17 protein-coding genes are annotated in these 13,886 nt (G+C 71.1%); 10 read left to right on the plus strand and 7 right to left on the minus strand.

Translation table 11 applies throughout. The features are described 5' to 3' along the window. Positions 1–21: 21 nt before the first annotated feature. On the plus strand, positions 22–1,425 hold the full coding sequence (locus NL114_RS12430) for a hypothetical protein (protein WP_254821238.1): 1,404 nt from the start codon (positions 22–24) through the stop codon (positions 1,423–1,425). A 43-nt stretch (positions 1,426–1,468) separates the two neighbouring features. Continuing rightward, positions 1,469–2,509 carry a DNA primase large subunit PriL gene (locus tag NL114_RS12435; RefSeq protein WP_254821239.1) on the plus strand — a complete coding sequence of 347 codons (1,041 nt, stop codon included), beginning with the start codon at positions 1,469–1,471 and terminating at the stop codon, positions 2,507–2,509. 43 nt (positions 2,510–2,552) lie between these two features. Here NL114_RS12435 and NL114_RS12440 read toward each other — a convergent pair whose 3' ends face one another. Both NL114_RS12440 and NL114_RS12445 read right to left on the minus strand, forming a co-directional pair. Then, entirely contained in the window at positions 2,553–2,756 is a 204-nt protein-coding gene (locus NL114_RS12440) for a hypothetical protein (RefSeq protein WP_254821240.1), read from the minus strand. A gap of 122 nt (positions 2,757–2,878) precedes the next feature. Beyond that, on the minus strand, positions 2,879–3,067 hold the full coding sequence (locus NL114_RS12445; RefSeq protein WP_254821241.1) for a DUF7472 family protein: 189 nt from the start codon (positions 3,065–3,067) through the stop codon (positions 2,879–2,881). A gap of 280 nt (positions 3,068–3,347) precedes the next feature. Here NL114_RS12445 and NL114_RS12450 point away from each other — a divergent pair, with 280 nt between their 5' ends. Then, a complete protein-coding gene (locus NL114_RS12450; protein WP_254821242.1) occupies positions 3,348–4,052 on the plus strand; it encodes an SWIM zinc finger family protein in 705 nt (234 codons plus the stop codon). Between the two features lie 17 nt (positions 4,053–4,069). Here NL114_RS12450 and NL114_RS12455 read toward each other — a convergent pair whose 3' ends face one another. Next, positions 4,070–4,249, minus strand: a complete 180-nt coding sequence (locus tag NL114_RS12455; RefSeq protein ID WP_254821243.1) for a hypothetical protein — start codon at positions 4,247–4,249, stop codon at positions 4,070–4,072. Between the two features lie 62 nt (positions 4,250–4,311). Continuing rightward, positions 4,312–5,391, minus strand: a complete 1,080-nt coding sequence (locus NL114_RS12460; RefSeq protein ID WP_254824711.1) for a S1C family serine protease — start codon at positions 5,389–5,391, stop codon at positions 4,312–4,314. Between the two features lie 258 nt (positions 5,392–5,649). Between NL114_RS12460 and larE the strand changes: the two genes are divergently transcribed. The 4 genes from larE to NL114_RS12480 all read left to right on the plus strand — a co-directional run bounded on the left by larE (position 5,650) and on the right by NL114_RS12480 (position 9,248). After that, positions 5,650–6,585 (plus strand): ATP-dependent sacrificial sulfur transferase LarE, encoded by a 936-nt coding sequence (gene larE / locus NL114_RS12465; protein WP_254821244.1) that lies wholly within the window; start codon positions 5,650–5,652, stop codon positions 6,583–6,585. Between the two features lie 65 nt (positions 6,586–6,650). Next, a complete protein-coding gene (locus NL114_RS12470; RefSeq protein WP_254821245.1) occupies positions 6,651–7,742 on the plus strand; it encodes a hypothetical protein in 1,092 nt (363 codons plus the stop codon). Further along, positions 7,739–8,605 (plus strand): mechanosensitive ion channel family protein, encoded by an 867-nt coding sequence (locus NL114_RS12475; protein WP_254821246.1) that lies wholly within the window; start codon positions 7,739–7,741, stop codon positions 8,603–8,605. Before NL114_RS12470 ends, NL114_RS12475 begins: the two co-directional genes overlap by 4 nt. Positions 8,606–8,669: 64 nt before the next feature. Further along, positions 8,670–9,248 (plus strand): DUF7090 family protein, encoded by a 579-nt coding sequence (locus NL114_RS12480; RefSeq protein ID WP_254821247.1) that lies wholly within the window; start codon positions 8,670–8,672, stop codon positions 9,246–9,248. Positions 9,249–9,289: 41 nt separating this feature from the next. Here the strand turns inward: NL114_RS12480 and NL114_RS12485 are convergent, their stop codons facing one another. After that, positions 9,290–9,559 (minus strand): thioredoxin family protein, encoded by a 270-nt coding sequence (locus NL114_RS12485; protein ID WP_254821248.1) that lies wholly within the window; start codon positions 9,557–9,559, stop codon positions 9,290–9,292. Positions 9,560–9,702: 143 nt separating this feature from the next. On the opposite strand from NL114_RS12485, the gene NL114_RS12490 reads away from it, so the two are divergent. Beyond that, on the plus strand, positions 9,703–9,864 hold the full coding sequence (locus tag NL114_RS12490; protein ID WP_254821249.1) for a preprotein translocase subunit Sec61beta: 162 nt from the start codon (positions 9,703–9,705) through the stop codon (positions 9,862–9,864). Positions 9,865–10,047: 183 nt separating this feature from the next. Here NL114_RS12490 and NL114_RS12495 read toward each other — a convergent pair whose 3' ends face one another. Next, positions 10,048–10,323, minus strand: coding sequence for a MarR family transcriptional regulator (locus tag NL114_RS12495; protein ID WP_254821250.1), 276 nt, complete (start codon positions 10,321–10,323; stop codon positions 10,048–10,050). Between the two features lie 206 nt (positions 10,324–10,529). Between NL114_RS12495 and NL114_RS12500 the strand changes: the two genes are divergently transcribed. Both NL114_RS12500 and NL114_RS12505 read left to right on the plus strand, forming a co-directional pair. Beyond that, the gene (locus NL114_RS12500) at positions 10,530–10,850 is read left to right on the plus strand and encodes an EMC6-like membrane protein (RefSeq protein ID WP_254821251.1); all 321 of its coding nucleotides are present in this window, start codon (positions 10,530–10,532) and stop codon (positions 10,848–10,850) included. After that, positions 10,850–12,703, plus strand: coding sequence for a ribosome biogenesis/translation initiation ATPase RLI (locus tag NL114_RS12505; protein WP_254821252.1), 1,854 nt, complete (start codon positions 10,850–10,852; stop codon positions 12,701–12,703). Before NL114_RS12500 ends, NL114_RS12505 begins: the two co-directional genes overlap by 1 nt. Before the next feature lie 23 nt (positions 12,704–12,726). Here the strand turns inward: NL114_RS12505 and NL114_RS12510 are convergent, their stop codons facing one another. Next, the gene (locus NL114_RS12510) at positions 12,727–13,875 is read right to left on the minus strand and encodes an outer membrane protein assembly factor BamB family protein (protein WP_254821253.1); all 1,149 of its coding nucleotides are present in this window, start codon (positions 13,873–13,875) and stop codon (positions 12,727–12,729) included. Between the last annotated feature and the right edge of the window lie 11 nt (positions 13,876–13,886).

Below are 13,886 nucleotides of genomic sequence, written 5' to 3' on the forward strand. Positions count from 1 at the left end.
CGGGCGTCCACGTCGGGGGGCATGCGCCGCCGCCGTGCGCTCGCCTGTCTCGCGGGCGGGCTGACCGGGCTCGCCGGCTGTAGCGGGTTCGGTGGCTCGAGTGGCACGCCGCACTCTGTCGGCGAGCAGCCGGCCACCGGGACGGCCGCGCCCGCACTGCACCGCCCGGGCGAGCCCGTGACCGTCGGCGACGCCGGCACCTTCGTCCTGCGGGACCCCCGCGTGCAGGAGGCCGTCTTCGACGGCGAGGCGGCAGGGCTTCGGCTCCGGCAGCAGGCGGGCGTGCAGTTCCTGGTGTTCGACCTACAGCACCGCGGCGAGGGGTACTACCCGCAGCCGATGCTCCGGCTCGACGGCGACCCCGTCCGCGTCGAACGATTCCTGTCCCGGGGCGCGGAGCCGTTCGTCGCGATGGTCCCGGTCCAGTCGGTCGGCCGTGCGACCGTGACGCTGAACGGCGTCCGCTGGGCCCTCCCGGGGTCGGTGACCGACCGCCTGGCACGGCGGCCGCGATTCCGCATCCGCGAGGCCGAACTGGTGGCGCGTGGCGACGGTGCCTCGCTCTCCCTGACCATCGAGAACGACGGTGACCGGAACGGTATCTGGCGAGCCGTCGCGGACTCCCGGCAGGTCGACGACGGTGGGGACCCCGTCGGGGTGGCCGTCCCCGCCGGCGAGACGGTGACCGAGGACGTGCTGTCGTTCGACCGGCCGCCTGCGGCGGTCGAGGTCGCCGACCTCGGGCCCGACGACCGCGTCATCGACCACGGCCCGGACCCGGAGGGGTCGGTCGGCGAGCCCGTTCCAGTGCCCGGTGTGGGCGACGTGACACTGACGGCCGCTGGCGTGCAGGAGGCGGTGTTCCGCTCGCACGACGGCGCGGGGCTCACCGTCCAGCACGACGCCGACCGGCAGTACCTCGTCTGCTCGTTCGCGGGCGCGGTCGAGGGGCTCCCGACGCCGACCGTGCGACTGGAGGGCGAGCCGCTATCCGCCGAGCGGGTCCGGCGGCCGAATCCCGGCCGGCTGGTCGCGGCTGTCGACCTGGCGTTCCAGCGCCCCCGGTCGGCCGAACTCCACGCCGACGGCGCGCGCTGGATACTCCCGAACGAGGTGGCGGAGCACCTCGCGAAGCCGGCCGCGTTCCGACTGCGGGATGCGGCGTTCGTTTCGGATGGAGCCGATGGGACCGCGCTCGAACTCACCGTCGAGAACGTCGGCACCCGTGGCGGCGTCTTCCGGGCGCTGGCGGCGCCCGTCGACTCGGACGATGCTGCGATACCCCTGACGCTGCCGGTCGAGGCGGGCGAACGCCGGACCGGCCTCCCGCTGTCGTTCGAGCGGCCGCCGTCGGCGTACACCTTCGAGTCGGAGCCGGCGGCGACCGACCACACCATCCGGTACCGCGAGGCCGACGCGGGGTGAGCGGACCGCCGCGTTCAATAGGACGGCTCCACACCGAGCGTCCGTGCAACGGCTCCACGCGCGCTACCCGTTCCTGAACGCCGCTCGCGAGGCCGTGGAAGCGGCCGACGTGGACCTCGTCGCCCTCGTACAGGAGGGTGGGCCGGCGGTCGAGCGCGGCGTCGAGCGGGTGCGCCGCGCACTGCTCGAGGGGACCGCCGAGAGCGAGGAGCGCCTCGGTGCGCGCCCGGAACTGCTCTCGTACCCGGTCGCGCGCGTGCTCGTCTCGCTCGTCGACGCGCCCGGCGCGACCGAGAAGTACGCCCGCGCGGAGGCCGCGCTCGCCCAGCGCCGCTTCACCGCCGACTTCCAGGAGGAGCGCTCGCTCCAGAGCGGCGGCGAGACGCTGTCGCTCCAGCAACTGCTGGCGGATTTCGACCTCTCGGGCGACGTGCGACCGATGGGTGACGGCCGGTTCGACGTGGCCGTCACCGCGTACCTTCGTCTCTCGAGCGGCCTCGACGGGGAACACTGGCGGCTCGTCCGACGGACGCTCAGCGACGGCACGGTGCCCGTGACGAGCGACGAACTGGAGTCGCTCCTGCGCGAGGCCGTCCGTGAGCGGGTCGCCGACGGCCTCCCGCTGAACGTGCCCGACCCCATCGCCGACGCGTTGAGCGAGGAGGTGGGCCGCCTGCGGACGGCGGTCGCGGACGCGGACCCGCCGCGCTCGTTGGCTGAGTTCGAGGTCGAGGCGCTGCCGCCCTGCGTGGACGCGCTCGTCGACCGCGCCCGCGACGGCGAGGACCTGCCGGACAACTCCCGGTTCGCGCTCGTCGGGTTCCTCGCCGCCTTCTCGGAACTCGACGCACACGACATCACGGCGGTCTGCGGGTTCGACGACCCCGAGCGGGTCCGCTACCAGCTCGACAGGCTCCGCGACGACCGCGGGGTCGCCTTCGCGCCGCCGTCGTGCGCGACGATGCAGGCCTACGGGGACTGCGTGAACAAGGACGACCTCTGTGCCGAGATCGTCCACCCGCTCTCCTACTACGCGCGGCGGACCGAGGACGGCGAGGCCGAGGCTGATTCGGCGGCGGACTGAGGACGGCGAGGCCGAGGCTGATTCGGCGGCGGACTGAGCGCGGTCAGCGCAAGAGGAGTGCCACGCCGACACCCGCTAGCACCAGAAGTAGCAGGGTGAACACGGCCAGGATTCCGACGAGGCTGTCGACGCCGAACAGGGTCACTCCGATGGCGGCCAGCAGGCCACCGAGGGCGAACACCACCCGGAACCGGATGTACCTCCCGATGAGGGGACTGTCTCGGAGGAAGCCGACGATACCGCGCATACGCCCCTCGTCTCGGTCGGTGATGATAACGGCTTTCCTGATGGGGGGCAGTTCTGTCACGACCGAACCTGATACCGGGGAGAGAGAACAGGATAGAACACGGCCAGGATTCGAGCCGGACGCTACCGGTACGCGAACGCGGTCCCGACGCCGGCCATCACGAGGACGAAGGCGGCGATGGCGCCGACCAGCATGAGGCCGTCGATGTTCTTGCCGGAGGACATCCCGACAGCGACGATTCCGGCGGCGAACAGCGCGACGGCGGCGACGGCGACGAGGATCTCGACTATCGTCTCCCTGTCGGGGGCCATACAGCGGCGTTCCGCCGGTCAATTAAAAAGGGCTTCGAAGGCGCTCCCGAGATGCCGGTGCCGCCCGGTCGCGCTCGCCGGGCGGAGCGGCCACGCTGTCGGCGTGTTTCACTTCCACCACGCTAGCGCGGGTCTTATGCCGATAGATACCCTTGTTTCTGATGGAAGCAGAGTGATTACACATATGGCGCACACCGAACACACAGCCGCGTCATCGGATGAATCGCAGTGGAAACGAAGGGGGGTATCACCCCCGCGTGAGCGTCCGGTACTCGAGCACGTGACCGACACCACCGCCGATGGGGGTGGGTCGACCACTCGGGCCGGCGGGGACAGCGGCGGTCATCGGCGGACCGGCGACCCCCGGCGGCCGCGTGCACTCGCGCCCGACACGAGTCGGCTGGACGGGCGCTCGGCCCGCGCGTGGACGGAGCCGATGGCGGTGACGGCGCTGGGCGAGGGTCGCTACGAGGTCGAGAACAGCGAGGGGCGTACCTACGTCGTTGACCTGCCCGAGAGCGACTGCACCTGCCCGGACCACCGCATCCGGGGGGAGTCCTGCAAGCACCTCCGCCGGGTGGCTATCGAAGTGACGCGGGGGCAGGTGCCGGCGCCCGGGAAGGTCCGGGGCACCTGCCGTGGTTGCGAGCGCGAGGCGTTCGTCCCCGAGGACGACCCCGCGTTCTGCCGGGCCTGCCGGCTGGAGCCGGGCGACCTCGCGACCGACCGCGAGACGGGCGACGCCGTCCTCGTCGTCCGGGTGACCGACGAGCGCGCCGACGCGGTCGAGGTCGACGGAACCGGCCGCTCGGTGGCCGACTACGAGACGAACGACGGCTACCCGGCCGACGACCCCGTGGTCGAGGTGGTGTACCCGTTCGGCGGCAACGAGCCGCTGGCCGAGCGCCGGCGCTACTCGTTCCCGCACTCGCGGCTCCTGCCCCGCGATGCGGCGCTGGTCGACGCGGGCGTCGGCGACGCCTGAACGGGCCCCCTGCGAGCCTACACCTCGTCCTCCAGTCCGACGAAGACGGTCTTCAGTTTCCGACCACAGTCCGGACAGCAGCAGCTCTGCCACGTCTCGGGGTCGAGGCCGCCGAAGGTCTCGGTCCGCGTGGCGTCCCCGGCGGCCACCTCGCGGTCGCACGTCTCGCAGTGGAACGACTCCGGTACGCCTGGCACACCACGGCGTAGCCGTCGCGCTGCCGAGTGCGTTTCGCCCGGACGGTCGAGACTTCGCCGCGTCACTCGGGCGACGGTCGCTCACCGAGCGTCAGCGATACGGTCCGTTCCTTCCCGTCGCGGATGATGCCGACTGCGAGTTCGTCGCCGGGACTCGTCTCCAGCGCGAGGTGGATGGAGAGGTCGTTCAGCGTCTCGATAGGTGTGCTGTCCAGCCGGCGGATGACATCGCCGCCGGTGGGGACCTCGACGTTGTTGACCGGCTTCGAGCCGTTCGACCCGCGGAGGACACCGGTCACCGGGCTGTCGTCGCGGACGCTGGCGACGTACGCCCCCTTCACGGCGGGGAGGTCGTTCCCCTCGGCCAGCACGGGCGTCACCGGGCGGAGCCCGACACCCATGAACGAGTGGGTGTACTCACCCGACTCGACGAGCGCGGGCAGCACGCGCTTCGAGAGCGCGGCGCTGACGGCGAAGGCGATGTTGTCGCCCCCGCCGGAGTTGACCACCCCGACGACGTTGGCGTCGAGGTCGACGAGGGGGCCGCCGCTGTTGCCGGGGTTGGCGGCGGCGTCCGTCTGGACCGCGTCCGGGATGACGAAGTTGTTCGCGGCCGAGAGCGACCGGTCGACGCCGCTGACGATGCCCGCCGAGACGGACTGGCCGAGCCCGAACGGCGCGCCGACGGCGATGACCTCCGTTCCGACGGGCGGTTCGCGTTCGATGAAGGAGAGCGGGGTCGCGTAGTCGGGCAGCGAGTCGACGCTGATGACGGCGAGGTCGGAGTAGACGTCCGCGCCGACTACCTCCCCCTCGCGCCAGTCCTGCTCGGCGAAGCCGACCTCGAACGTCTCGCCTCCCTCGACGACGTGCTGGTTGGTGACGACGTGTCCGTCGTAGACGAAGCCCGAGCCCTGCCCCGCGCGTCCGTCGGCCCCGTACGCCCGGATGACCGCGACGCTCGACACCGTCGCCTCGTACGCCGCGGTGTACGGACTCCGCCCGGCCGTCGAACCGGGACCGCCCCGTGGCGGCGCCTCGGTCGGCGTGTCGGTCGGGCCGTCGGGCTGGTCGGTGGTACTCCCGACGAACCCGCTCGAACAGCCGGCCAGTGCCGCCGCCGTCCCGGCCGCGCCGAGCAGGAACGCTCGCCGGGAACGGTTCCCGCCGGCCTCGCTTGTCCGTCCCCCCGGATCGGCGCCCGTGCCGTCGCCGCGACCGTCGTTGCCGTCGTTCACACGGTGGATTCGGCCGGGCCGGGCAAAGACCCACCGCCCTCGGGCGCGGGCCCAGCCGACCCGCCGCCCACCCGCAGCCGGTACCCCGGCCCCGCGGACGGCCGAGTGCCAGTTCGGACACCGACCCGTGCGCTTTTGCCCGCGCTCGCCCTCCCTCCGACGATGACCGACGACGTTGCTGCCGACGCGGTGGACGAGTCGCTCGACCCCTCGGTCCGCGACCGGGCAGCGGCCGTCCGCGAGTCGCTGGCCGAGCTGGACGGCGTTCTCGTCGCGTTCTCGGGGGGTGTCGACTCCGCCGTCGTGGCCGCACTGGCCCACGACGCGCTCGGCGCTGACGCCGTCGCCTGCACCGCACGGAGCGAGACGCTCCCCGCCGAGGAACTCGACGACGCCCGTCGGGTCGCCGACGAGATCGGTATCCGCCACGAGGAGGTCACCTTCTCGGAACTGGACGACCCGAACTTCGTCGCCAACGACGAGGAGCGGTGCTACCACTGCCGGACGATGCGCCTGGGCGCCATGTTCGAGCGGGCCCGCGAACTCGACATCGACACCGTCTGCGACGGGACGAACGCCTCGGATCCCGGCGAGGGCCACCGACCCGGCCTCCGCGCGGTCGACGAGATGGACGCCTACTCGCCGCTGCTGGCCCACGACGTGACGAAGGACGGGGTCCGTGCCATCGCCCGCGAGTACGACCTCTCCGTCGCGGACAAGCCCTCGATGGCCTGTCTCTCCTCCCGCATCCCGACCGGGCTCGAGGTGACCGAGGAGCGCCTCTCCCGCGTGGAGACGGCCGAACGCCTCCTCCGGACCTGGGGCTTCGAGCAGTTCCGCGTGCGCGACCACGACGGCCTCGCGCGCATCGAGGTCGGTGCCGACGAACTGGAGTACGCGCTCGACACCGACTTCGCGGCCGCCGCCCGCGACCACCTCCGCGACGCGGGCTTCGACCACGTCACGCTGGACCTCGCGGGCTACGAGACCGGCAGCGTCTCGCCCGAGGGTGAGACGGCCACCGATGCCGACACCGACGACGGCCTGCCCAGCGAGGCCGACGTGCTCGACACCGAGTACCCGACCGGCGACGGCTGACGGCGCCGCGCCTCTCGACCGTGCCGACCACCGCCCTTTACGGGCGCGTCCGCCGACCGGGGCGTATGGATGCGGACACGGCGCCCGGGTCGGGACCGGACGTGGGGTGCCCCGGCGACGACCTCTGGGACGCGCTGGCGGCCGTGGGCGACCCCCTCGGACCGGTCGTCGAGGAGGCCGTCGAACTGGCGGCCGCGGGCGACCCGGTGGCGGTCGTCGGGGCGCCGTTCGGCGGCCGCGAGCGGGTGCTCGAACGCGTCGCCGACCGACTCGGGGCGAGGCACGGGCGAGTGGCGCCGGGCGACGCTCCGCCCACCATCGACGGCCCGACGATCGTGGCCGACGCCCACCACGCGTACCGCCGGGCGGTCGGCGGGTTCGAGCCGCTGGACGACCTCGTGCGGCGGGCCGGCGGTGCCGACAGCCCGCTCGTGACCGGCTGGACCCAGCACGCCTGGTCGTACCTCCTCCACGCCCGGAACATCGACGAGGCGTTCGAGGCGGTCGCGGTTCCGGCGGTCGACCGTGAGGTGCTGGGCACGCTCGTCCGGCGGTGGTCGCCCAGCATCACGTTCCGCGCCCCACCCGAGGAGGAACGTGGACTCCTGCAGGTCGAGCGGCGGCCCTACTCGCTCCCGGTGTTCGGGGAGCGCGAGGTCCCCGTCCCGGTCCTCGACATGGACGCGCTCGACCACCGCGACGCCGAGGAGGACCCCGAGGCGGCGGTAGTCCGGCGGCTGACGACGCTCGCGGACGGGAACCCGGGCGTCGCGTGGGCGCTCTGGAACGACTGCGTCGGGGACACCGACCACGCCGAGGTCGACCCGACCACGCTCCGAACGCCGGTCGAGCGGGCCGGCGAGCGGGCCCGCGACCGCGAGCGGGCCCAGCACGAGCGCGGCACCGGAGGGGCCGGCACGCCCACGGGCGCCGACGACGCCGGTCTCGACCGGCGGGCGGCGTTCTGTTGTCGACTCGTCCTCGCGAGCGAGCGGCTCCCACGGTCTGTCGTGGCCGAGAGCGTCGACGACGCCGACCGACTGCTCACGAGCCTCGAACGCCGTGGCTACCTGACGACGGCCGACGGGACCGTCCGGCTCCGCCCGGCGGCGGTCCCGGACGCCGTCGCGCTGACCGACCGGAGGCGGATTCCGTGACCGCCAGCACCTCGGCGGCGGCCGCCGTGCCGGCCGTCCCCCTGCAGGCCACGCCGACACCGACGGACGCCGCCGACCCGCTCGCCGGCCTCCGGGTCGACGCCGGGACCGTCACCCAGGCGGTTCTGGTGCTGGTGGTCGCGTACGTGCTGGCGCGGCTCGTCGCCGCGGGCCTGTCGTTCGTCGCCGAGCGTGCGGGCGACCGCCGTATCGCGGTGAAGGTGTTCATCCCGCTGGCCCGGTTCGTCATCTACGCGGTGGCGGTCGCCTCCATCCTCGGCGGTATCTTCCAGCTCGGGTCGACCGAGCTCGTCGCCGCCGGTGGCCTGCTCGGCGCCGCGCTCGGCTTCGGCATCAAGGACCTGTTCGCCAGCGTCATCGGCGGGCTGGTGGTCGTCTTCGAGCGGCCCTACCGCGTCGGCGACAAGGTCAGCCTCGGCGAGCACTACGGCGAGGTGACCGACGTGGGGCTGCGCGCGACCCGGCTGGTGACGCCGAACGACACGGAGGTCGTGGTGCCGAACCTGGCCATCTTCGGCGATTCCGTGGCGAATGCGAACGCCGGTGCCGCGGAGATGCTGGCGGTCGCCGAGCTCCACGTCGCCCCGACCGCCGACCACGAACGCGCCGTCGACATCGTCCGCGAGGCCGCGCTCACCTCGCCGTACGTCCGGCTCTCCGGCGAGCACCCCGTGACCGTCATCGTCGAGGACGGGCCCCACTACACGACCATCAAGGGGAAGGCGTACGTCGCGGACCTGCGCGACGAGTTCCCCTTCACGTCGGACGTGACCCGGCGCGCGCTGGCCGCGTTCGAGGCGGCCGGCATCGAGCGCCCCCGGTTCGCGCCCGACGAGGCGTAGGGGCCCACGTCGGCGGCGGCCGTCCCCGCACGGGATTTAAGATGTTCCCACGCGCCCCCACGGTATGGACTACGAGTTGGCCATCGAGGGCGCGCCGGACACGATTCCCGGCGGGACCGGCGTGTTGCTGGTCCACCCGAGCACGGGCGAGACCGACCGCATCGACACGGACTTCCTGAAGACGGACACCGACCACCTGCTGGTCGTCTCCACCCGGACCACCGCGCGCGAGGTCCAGCAGAAACTGGAGTACTACGGCGTCGACGAGGAGCACGCCGTCATCCTCGATACGCTCTCGGTCGAGCGGGGCTACTCGCGGCGCTCGGCGAGCAACGTCCACTACGTCGGCGCGCCCGACGACCTCGACGGCATCGTGGAGGTCGTCCGCGAGTTCCTCGACACCCACGACGGCAAGCTCCGCATCAGCTTCGACTCCATCACGGAGCTGGCGTACTACGCCGACGAGGACCGCGCCCGCGGCGCCGTCGAGGACGTACTCGAGTTGCTGGCGGAACACGACGCCGTCGGCCTGTTCCACCTCGCCGAGGAGGTCCACGACGAGGCCGTCGTCGAGGGGTACCGCGAGCTGTTCGACGGGGTCGTCACGCTCACGGCCGACGGGACGGTCACCTGCGAGTTCTGAAACCGCTCGCCGGCCGGCGGCCGGCACAGAAGAGGGCCGGTTCAGGCGCCGGCGCGCTCCAGCGCGTCCTCGATGTCGTCGCGCTGGGTGACGCCGACGAACCGCTCGACGATGCCGTCGTCGTTCTCGATGATGAGCGTCGGCAGCGAGCGGACCTGGTACTCGTTGGCGACATCCTGTTCCTCGTCGACGTTCACCTTCTCGAGGTCGAACCGGTCGCCCCAGTCCTCCTTCAGCTCGTCGAGTATCGGGTCCTGTGTCTTGCAGGGGCCACACCAGTCCGCGTGGAAGTCGTACAGGTTGACAGTCATGCTACCGCTGATTGCCGAGCCTCGCGCATAAGGATTTCCCAGCCGGGGGGTGCCGCCGGTTCATGCCGCCGGTTCACGCCGCCGCGCCTGGGCGTTCCCCACAGGCCGAAAGGCTTAGGCACGCCGCTCGCCCACGGGAGGGTATGAGCAGCGGACAGAACTCCGGCGGCCTGATGTCCAGTGCCGGGCTGGTCCGGTACTTCGACTCCGAGGACCGCAACGCACCGACCATCGACCCCAAGACGGTGGTCGCCTTCGGCGTCCTCTTCGGCGTTCTCATCCAGGTCCTGAACGCGGTCGCCTGACCGGGCCGCATCGTCTCCGGTTCTCTCAACTCCGCCAGCCGTGCCGCTGCGCGCAAGCGGTCGACCAGCGCGCGGCCGGGCCGGACCACCGATGTCCCAGGGAGAGGCAGCGCCCACGGGGAGTCGCGCCGCTCGGCGGGTGGAGAACGGGGAGAGAGAACCGCTGCCGGGTTGGTCTTCGGGCTAGTCGTCGGCTGCTGCGGGGGCCTCGGGTTCGGTCTCGGTCTCGGGCTGGACGATCTCGTAGAGGTTCTGCCGGGCGTCGGCGAAGTAGACGTCCTCCTCGACCGTGTCTATCTCCTCGAGTCGTTCGAGCGCGTAGCGGACCGTCCGGGCCGACAGCATCGACTCCTCGACGATGCCCTTCTGGGTCATGGGCCCGTTGTACTCGAGCACCTTGAAAACGAGCTTCGCGCTCGGCGGAAGGTCCGAGAGTTCCTCCGCGTCGGATTCTGCCATCTGTACCTCCTACTGACGCGTGCCATCCGTATAAAGATTGAGGCATCGGGGCGCGTGCCGGCCGGAAACGGGGAGAACGGCGGGGATGCCACCCGGTGTCGCGGGGGTTACCACCGCGGGTGTCGGAGCCGGTCGGTGCCGGCGACGAGCGGGCCAGTGGACCGACGGAGCGAACCGCTTTTGCCCGCGGGCAGACGAGACGAGGTATGGCAACCGACACGGTCGACCGTCGGACCGCGCACCTGCGCGGCGTGACGGTGACGACACTCGCGGCCCTCGCGGGCATCGCGGCCGCGCTGGTGTCGACCACCATCGCGACGGGCGCGACCGACCGGAGCGCGCTGTTCGTGCTCGTCGGCTTCACGTTCGCCCAGTTCGCCGTCCTGCAGGGCATCGACACCGTCGGCCTCCTCCAGCTCGATGTGGACGAGTTCGGGGCCAAGGACGTTCTCTACGTCGTCTTCATGACGTTCGCGTTCTGGTTCGTCAGCTGGGGTGTCCTGCTCACCTCGGGGGCGTCGCTGTAATGGCCGAGGACAGTATCGCGGTCGTGGACCTGGACCGGTGCCAGCCCGACCGCTGCAACTACGAGTGCGCCAACTACTGCCCGCCCAACCGCACCGGAAAGGAGTGTATCGTCACGCGCGAGGAGCGCCACGGTGACGAGCCGTACGAGGGCGGGGCCGACCAGATATCCATCTCCGAGGAGATCTGCCTGGGCGAGTCGTGTGGCATCTGTGTGAACAAGTGCCCGTTCGACGCCATCGAGATCATCAACCTCCCGGGTGAGCTCGAGGAGTCCCCGGCCCACCGCTACGGGGAGAACGCGTTCGGGCTGTACGGCCTGCCGGCCCCACAGGAGGGCCGCGTGACGGGCGTGCTCGGCCCGAACGGCATCGGGAAGTCGACGGCGGTCCGCATCCTCGCGGGCGAGATCACCCCCAACCTCGGCCACCACGAGGACGAGCCATCGTGGGAGGCCGTGCTCGACGAGTACCGCGGGACCGCGCTGCAGGACTATCTGGAGGATCTCCGGGACGGGAAGCTCGACGTGGCACGCAAGCCCCAGTACGTCGACCGTATCCCCGACCAGTTCGACGGGAAGACCTCGGAACTGCTGGACGGCGTCGACGAGCGCGGCGTCGCCGACGAGATAACGGAGCGTCTGGGCATCGCGGGCGTCGTCGACCAGGACATCGACACGCTCTCGGGCGGCGAACTCCAGCGCGTCGCGCTCGCGGCCGCGCTGGTCCGCGACGCGGACTTCTACTTCATCGACGAGATCACGCCGTATCTGGACATCGGCCAGCGCGTGACCGCCGCGCGGCTCATCCGGGAACTGGCCGAAGAGGAGGACCGCTCGATGATGGTCATCGAGCACGACCTCGCCATCCTCGACCTCGTCGCGGACACGGTCCACGTCACCTACGGTGAGCCGGGGGCGTTCGGTGTCGTCACGACGCCCAAATCGACGCGCAACGGCATCAACGAGTACCTCGATGGCTACCTCGAAGCGGAGAACATGCGCATCCGGCAGTCGCCCATCCGCTTCGAGGAGCACGCGCCACGGCAGAGTGCCCGCGGCGATGTCCTCATCGAGTATCCCGAACTCACCAAGTCCTACGGCGAGGGCGAGTTCACGCTCGAGGTCGAACCCGGTGAGATCCACAGCAACGAGGTGCTGGGCATCGTCGGCCCGAACGGTATCGGGAAGTCGACGTTCGCCGAACTGCTGACCGGCCGCCTGGAGGCGACGGAGGGTGAGGTGGACACGCGGCTCGACATCGCGTACAAGCCCCAGTACATCGAGATCGACCAGCCGATGCGGGTCGACTCGTTCCTCGCGTCCATCACGGACGACTTCGGCTCCTCGTACTGGAACACGGAGATCGCCCAGCCCCTGCAACTGGAGCGCATCATGGAGCAGCAGCTCACCGACCTCTCGGGCGGCGAGCGCCAGCGCGTCGCCATCGCGGCCTGCCTCTCGAAGGACGCCGACCTCTACCTGCTGGACGAGCCCTCCGCCTTCCTCGACGTGGAACAGCGGGTGCAGGCCACCAGCGCCATCCGGCGCTACACCGAGAACCACGACGCCACGGCGATGGTGATCGACCACGACATCTACATGATCGACCTGCTGGCCGACCGCCTGCAGGTGTTCGACGGCGAGCCGGCCGAACACGGCCACGCCGGCGAACCGGTCGGGATGCGCGAGGGCATGAACCAGTTCCTCGCCAACCTCGACGTGACCTTCCGTCGCGACCAGAACACGGGTCGCCCGCGCATCAACAAGCCCGGCTCGCAACTCGACCGCAAGCAGAAGAAGCAGGGCGAGTACTACTACGCGCCGGAGGATGCCGAGGAGCTGGACGAGGAGTAGCCGACTCGTTCGACGCCGTTCGTTCAGCCGTCGAGTCGCATCCCACACTCTGGACAGAACGGCGGGCCGCTCGACACCGTGACCTCGGAGCCACACGACGGGCACTCGTCGCTGCCGGCCTCCCCGGACGGGTCGGCATCGCCGGTCGAGCCAGCATCCGCGGACGGCTCCGCTCCGGTCGCCGTCACCGCGTACAGGTTCCCGTCCCGGCTCGCGATGTAGACGGTCCCATCGGCTACCGTCGGGTTGGAGAACACCCTGTCCCCGGTCTCGAATCGCCACCGTTCGGTGCCGCTGTCGGCGCCGAGCGCGTACAGGTTCCCGTCCCGACTCCCCACGTAGACGGTCTCCCCGGTCACGGTTGGGGTCGAGGCGACCGTGTCGTCCGCCTCGTATCGCCAGCGACGGGTCCCATCGCCCCGGTTCACTGCGAACAGGGCCCCGCTGCTCGAGTATCCGCTGGTTCGACCGACGTAGACCGTGTCCTCGGTCACCTGTGGTCGGCTGATGATCTGATTCCCGGTTTCGAACTCCCAGTCCCCGGTCCCGGTGGCGGCATCCACCGCGTACAGGTACCCGTCCTCGGTCCCGACGTAGATGGTTCCCTCGACGACGGCGGGGGGCCCGACATCGCCTCCCGCCCGGAAGCGCCATCGCTCCGCGCCGGTCTCGGCATCCACGGCGTAGAGCCGTCCGTCCCAGCTGCCGAAGTAGACTGTCTCGCCTGCTACCGCTGGTGAGGGGAACTTTCCGTCCGTCCCGTACTGCCATCGCGTCTCCCCGCTCCGCCGGTCGACCGCGTACAGGTTTCCGTCGCTGCTCCCCACGTAGACGAGTTCCCGACCCACCGCCGGGGAGAACCCCGGCCACTCCCCGACGTGGATGCGCCACCGCTCCGTCCCCTCGGACGCGTCCACCGCGTACAGGTATCCGTCGTTGCTGGTGACGTAGACGGTGTCGCCGCGGACCGTCGGTGACGGACGCATCGACCTGTCGGCCCCGAACCGCCAGCGCTCGGTCCCGGTCCGTCTGTCGACCGCGTACAGCCGGTCGCTCGCGAGATAGATGGTGTCTCCCGCCAGTACCGGGGACGAATCGGGTGACCCGCTCGTCCGGAACCGCCACTGCTCCATCCCGCCCTCTTCCGGGGCGCCCCCTCCTGACTCGCTCATGGGTGGGGCTC

The organism is Haloglomus halophilum, assembly GCF_024298885.1.
GTDB lineage: Archaea > Halobacteriota > Halobacteria > Halobacteriales > Haloarculaceae > Haloglomus > Haloglomus halophilum.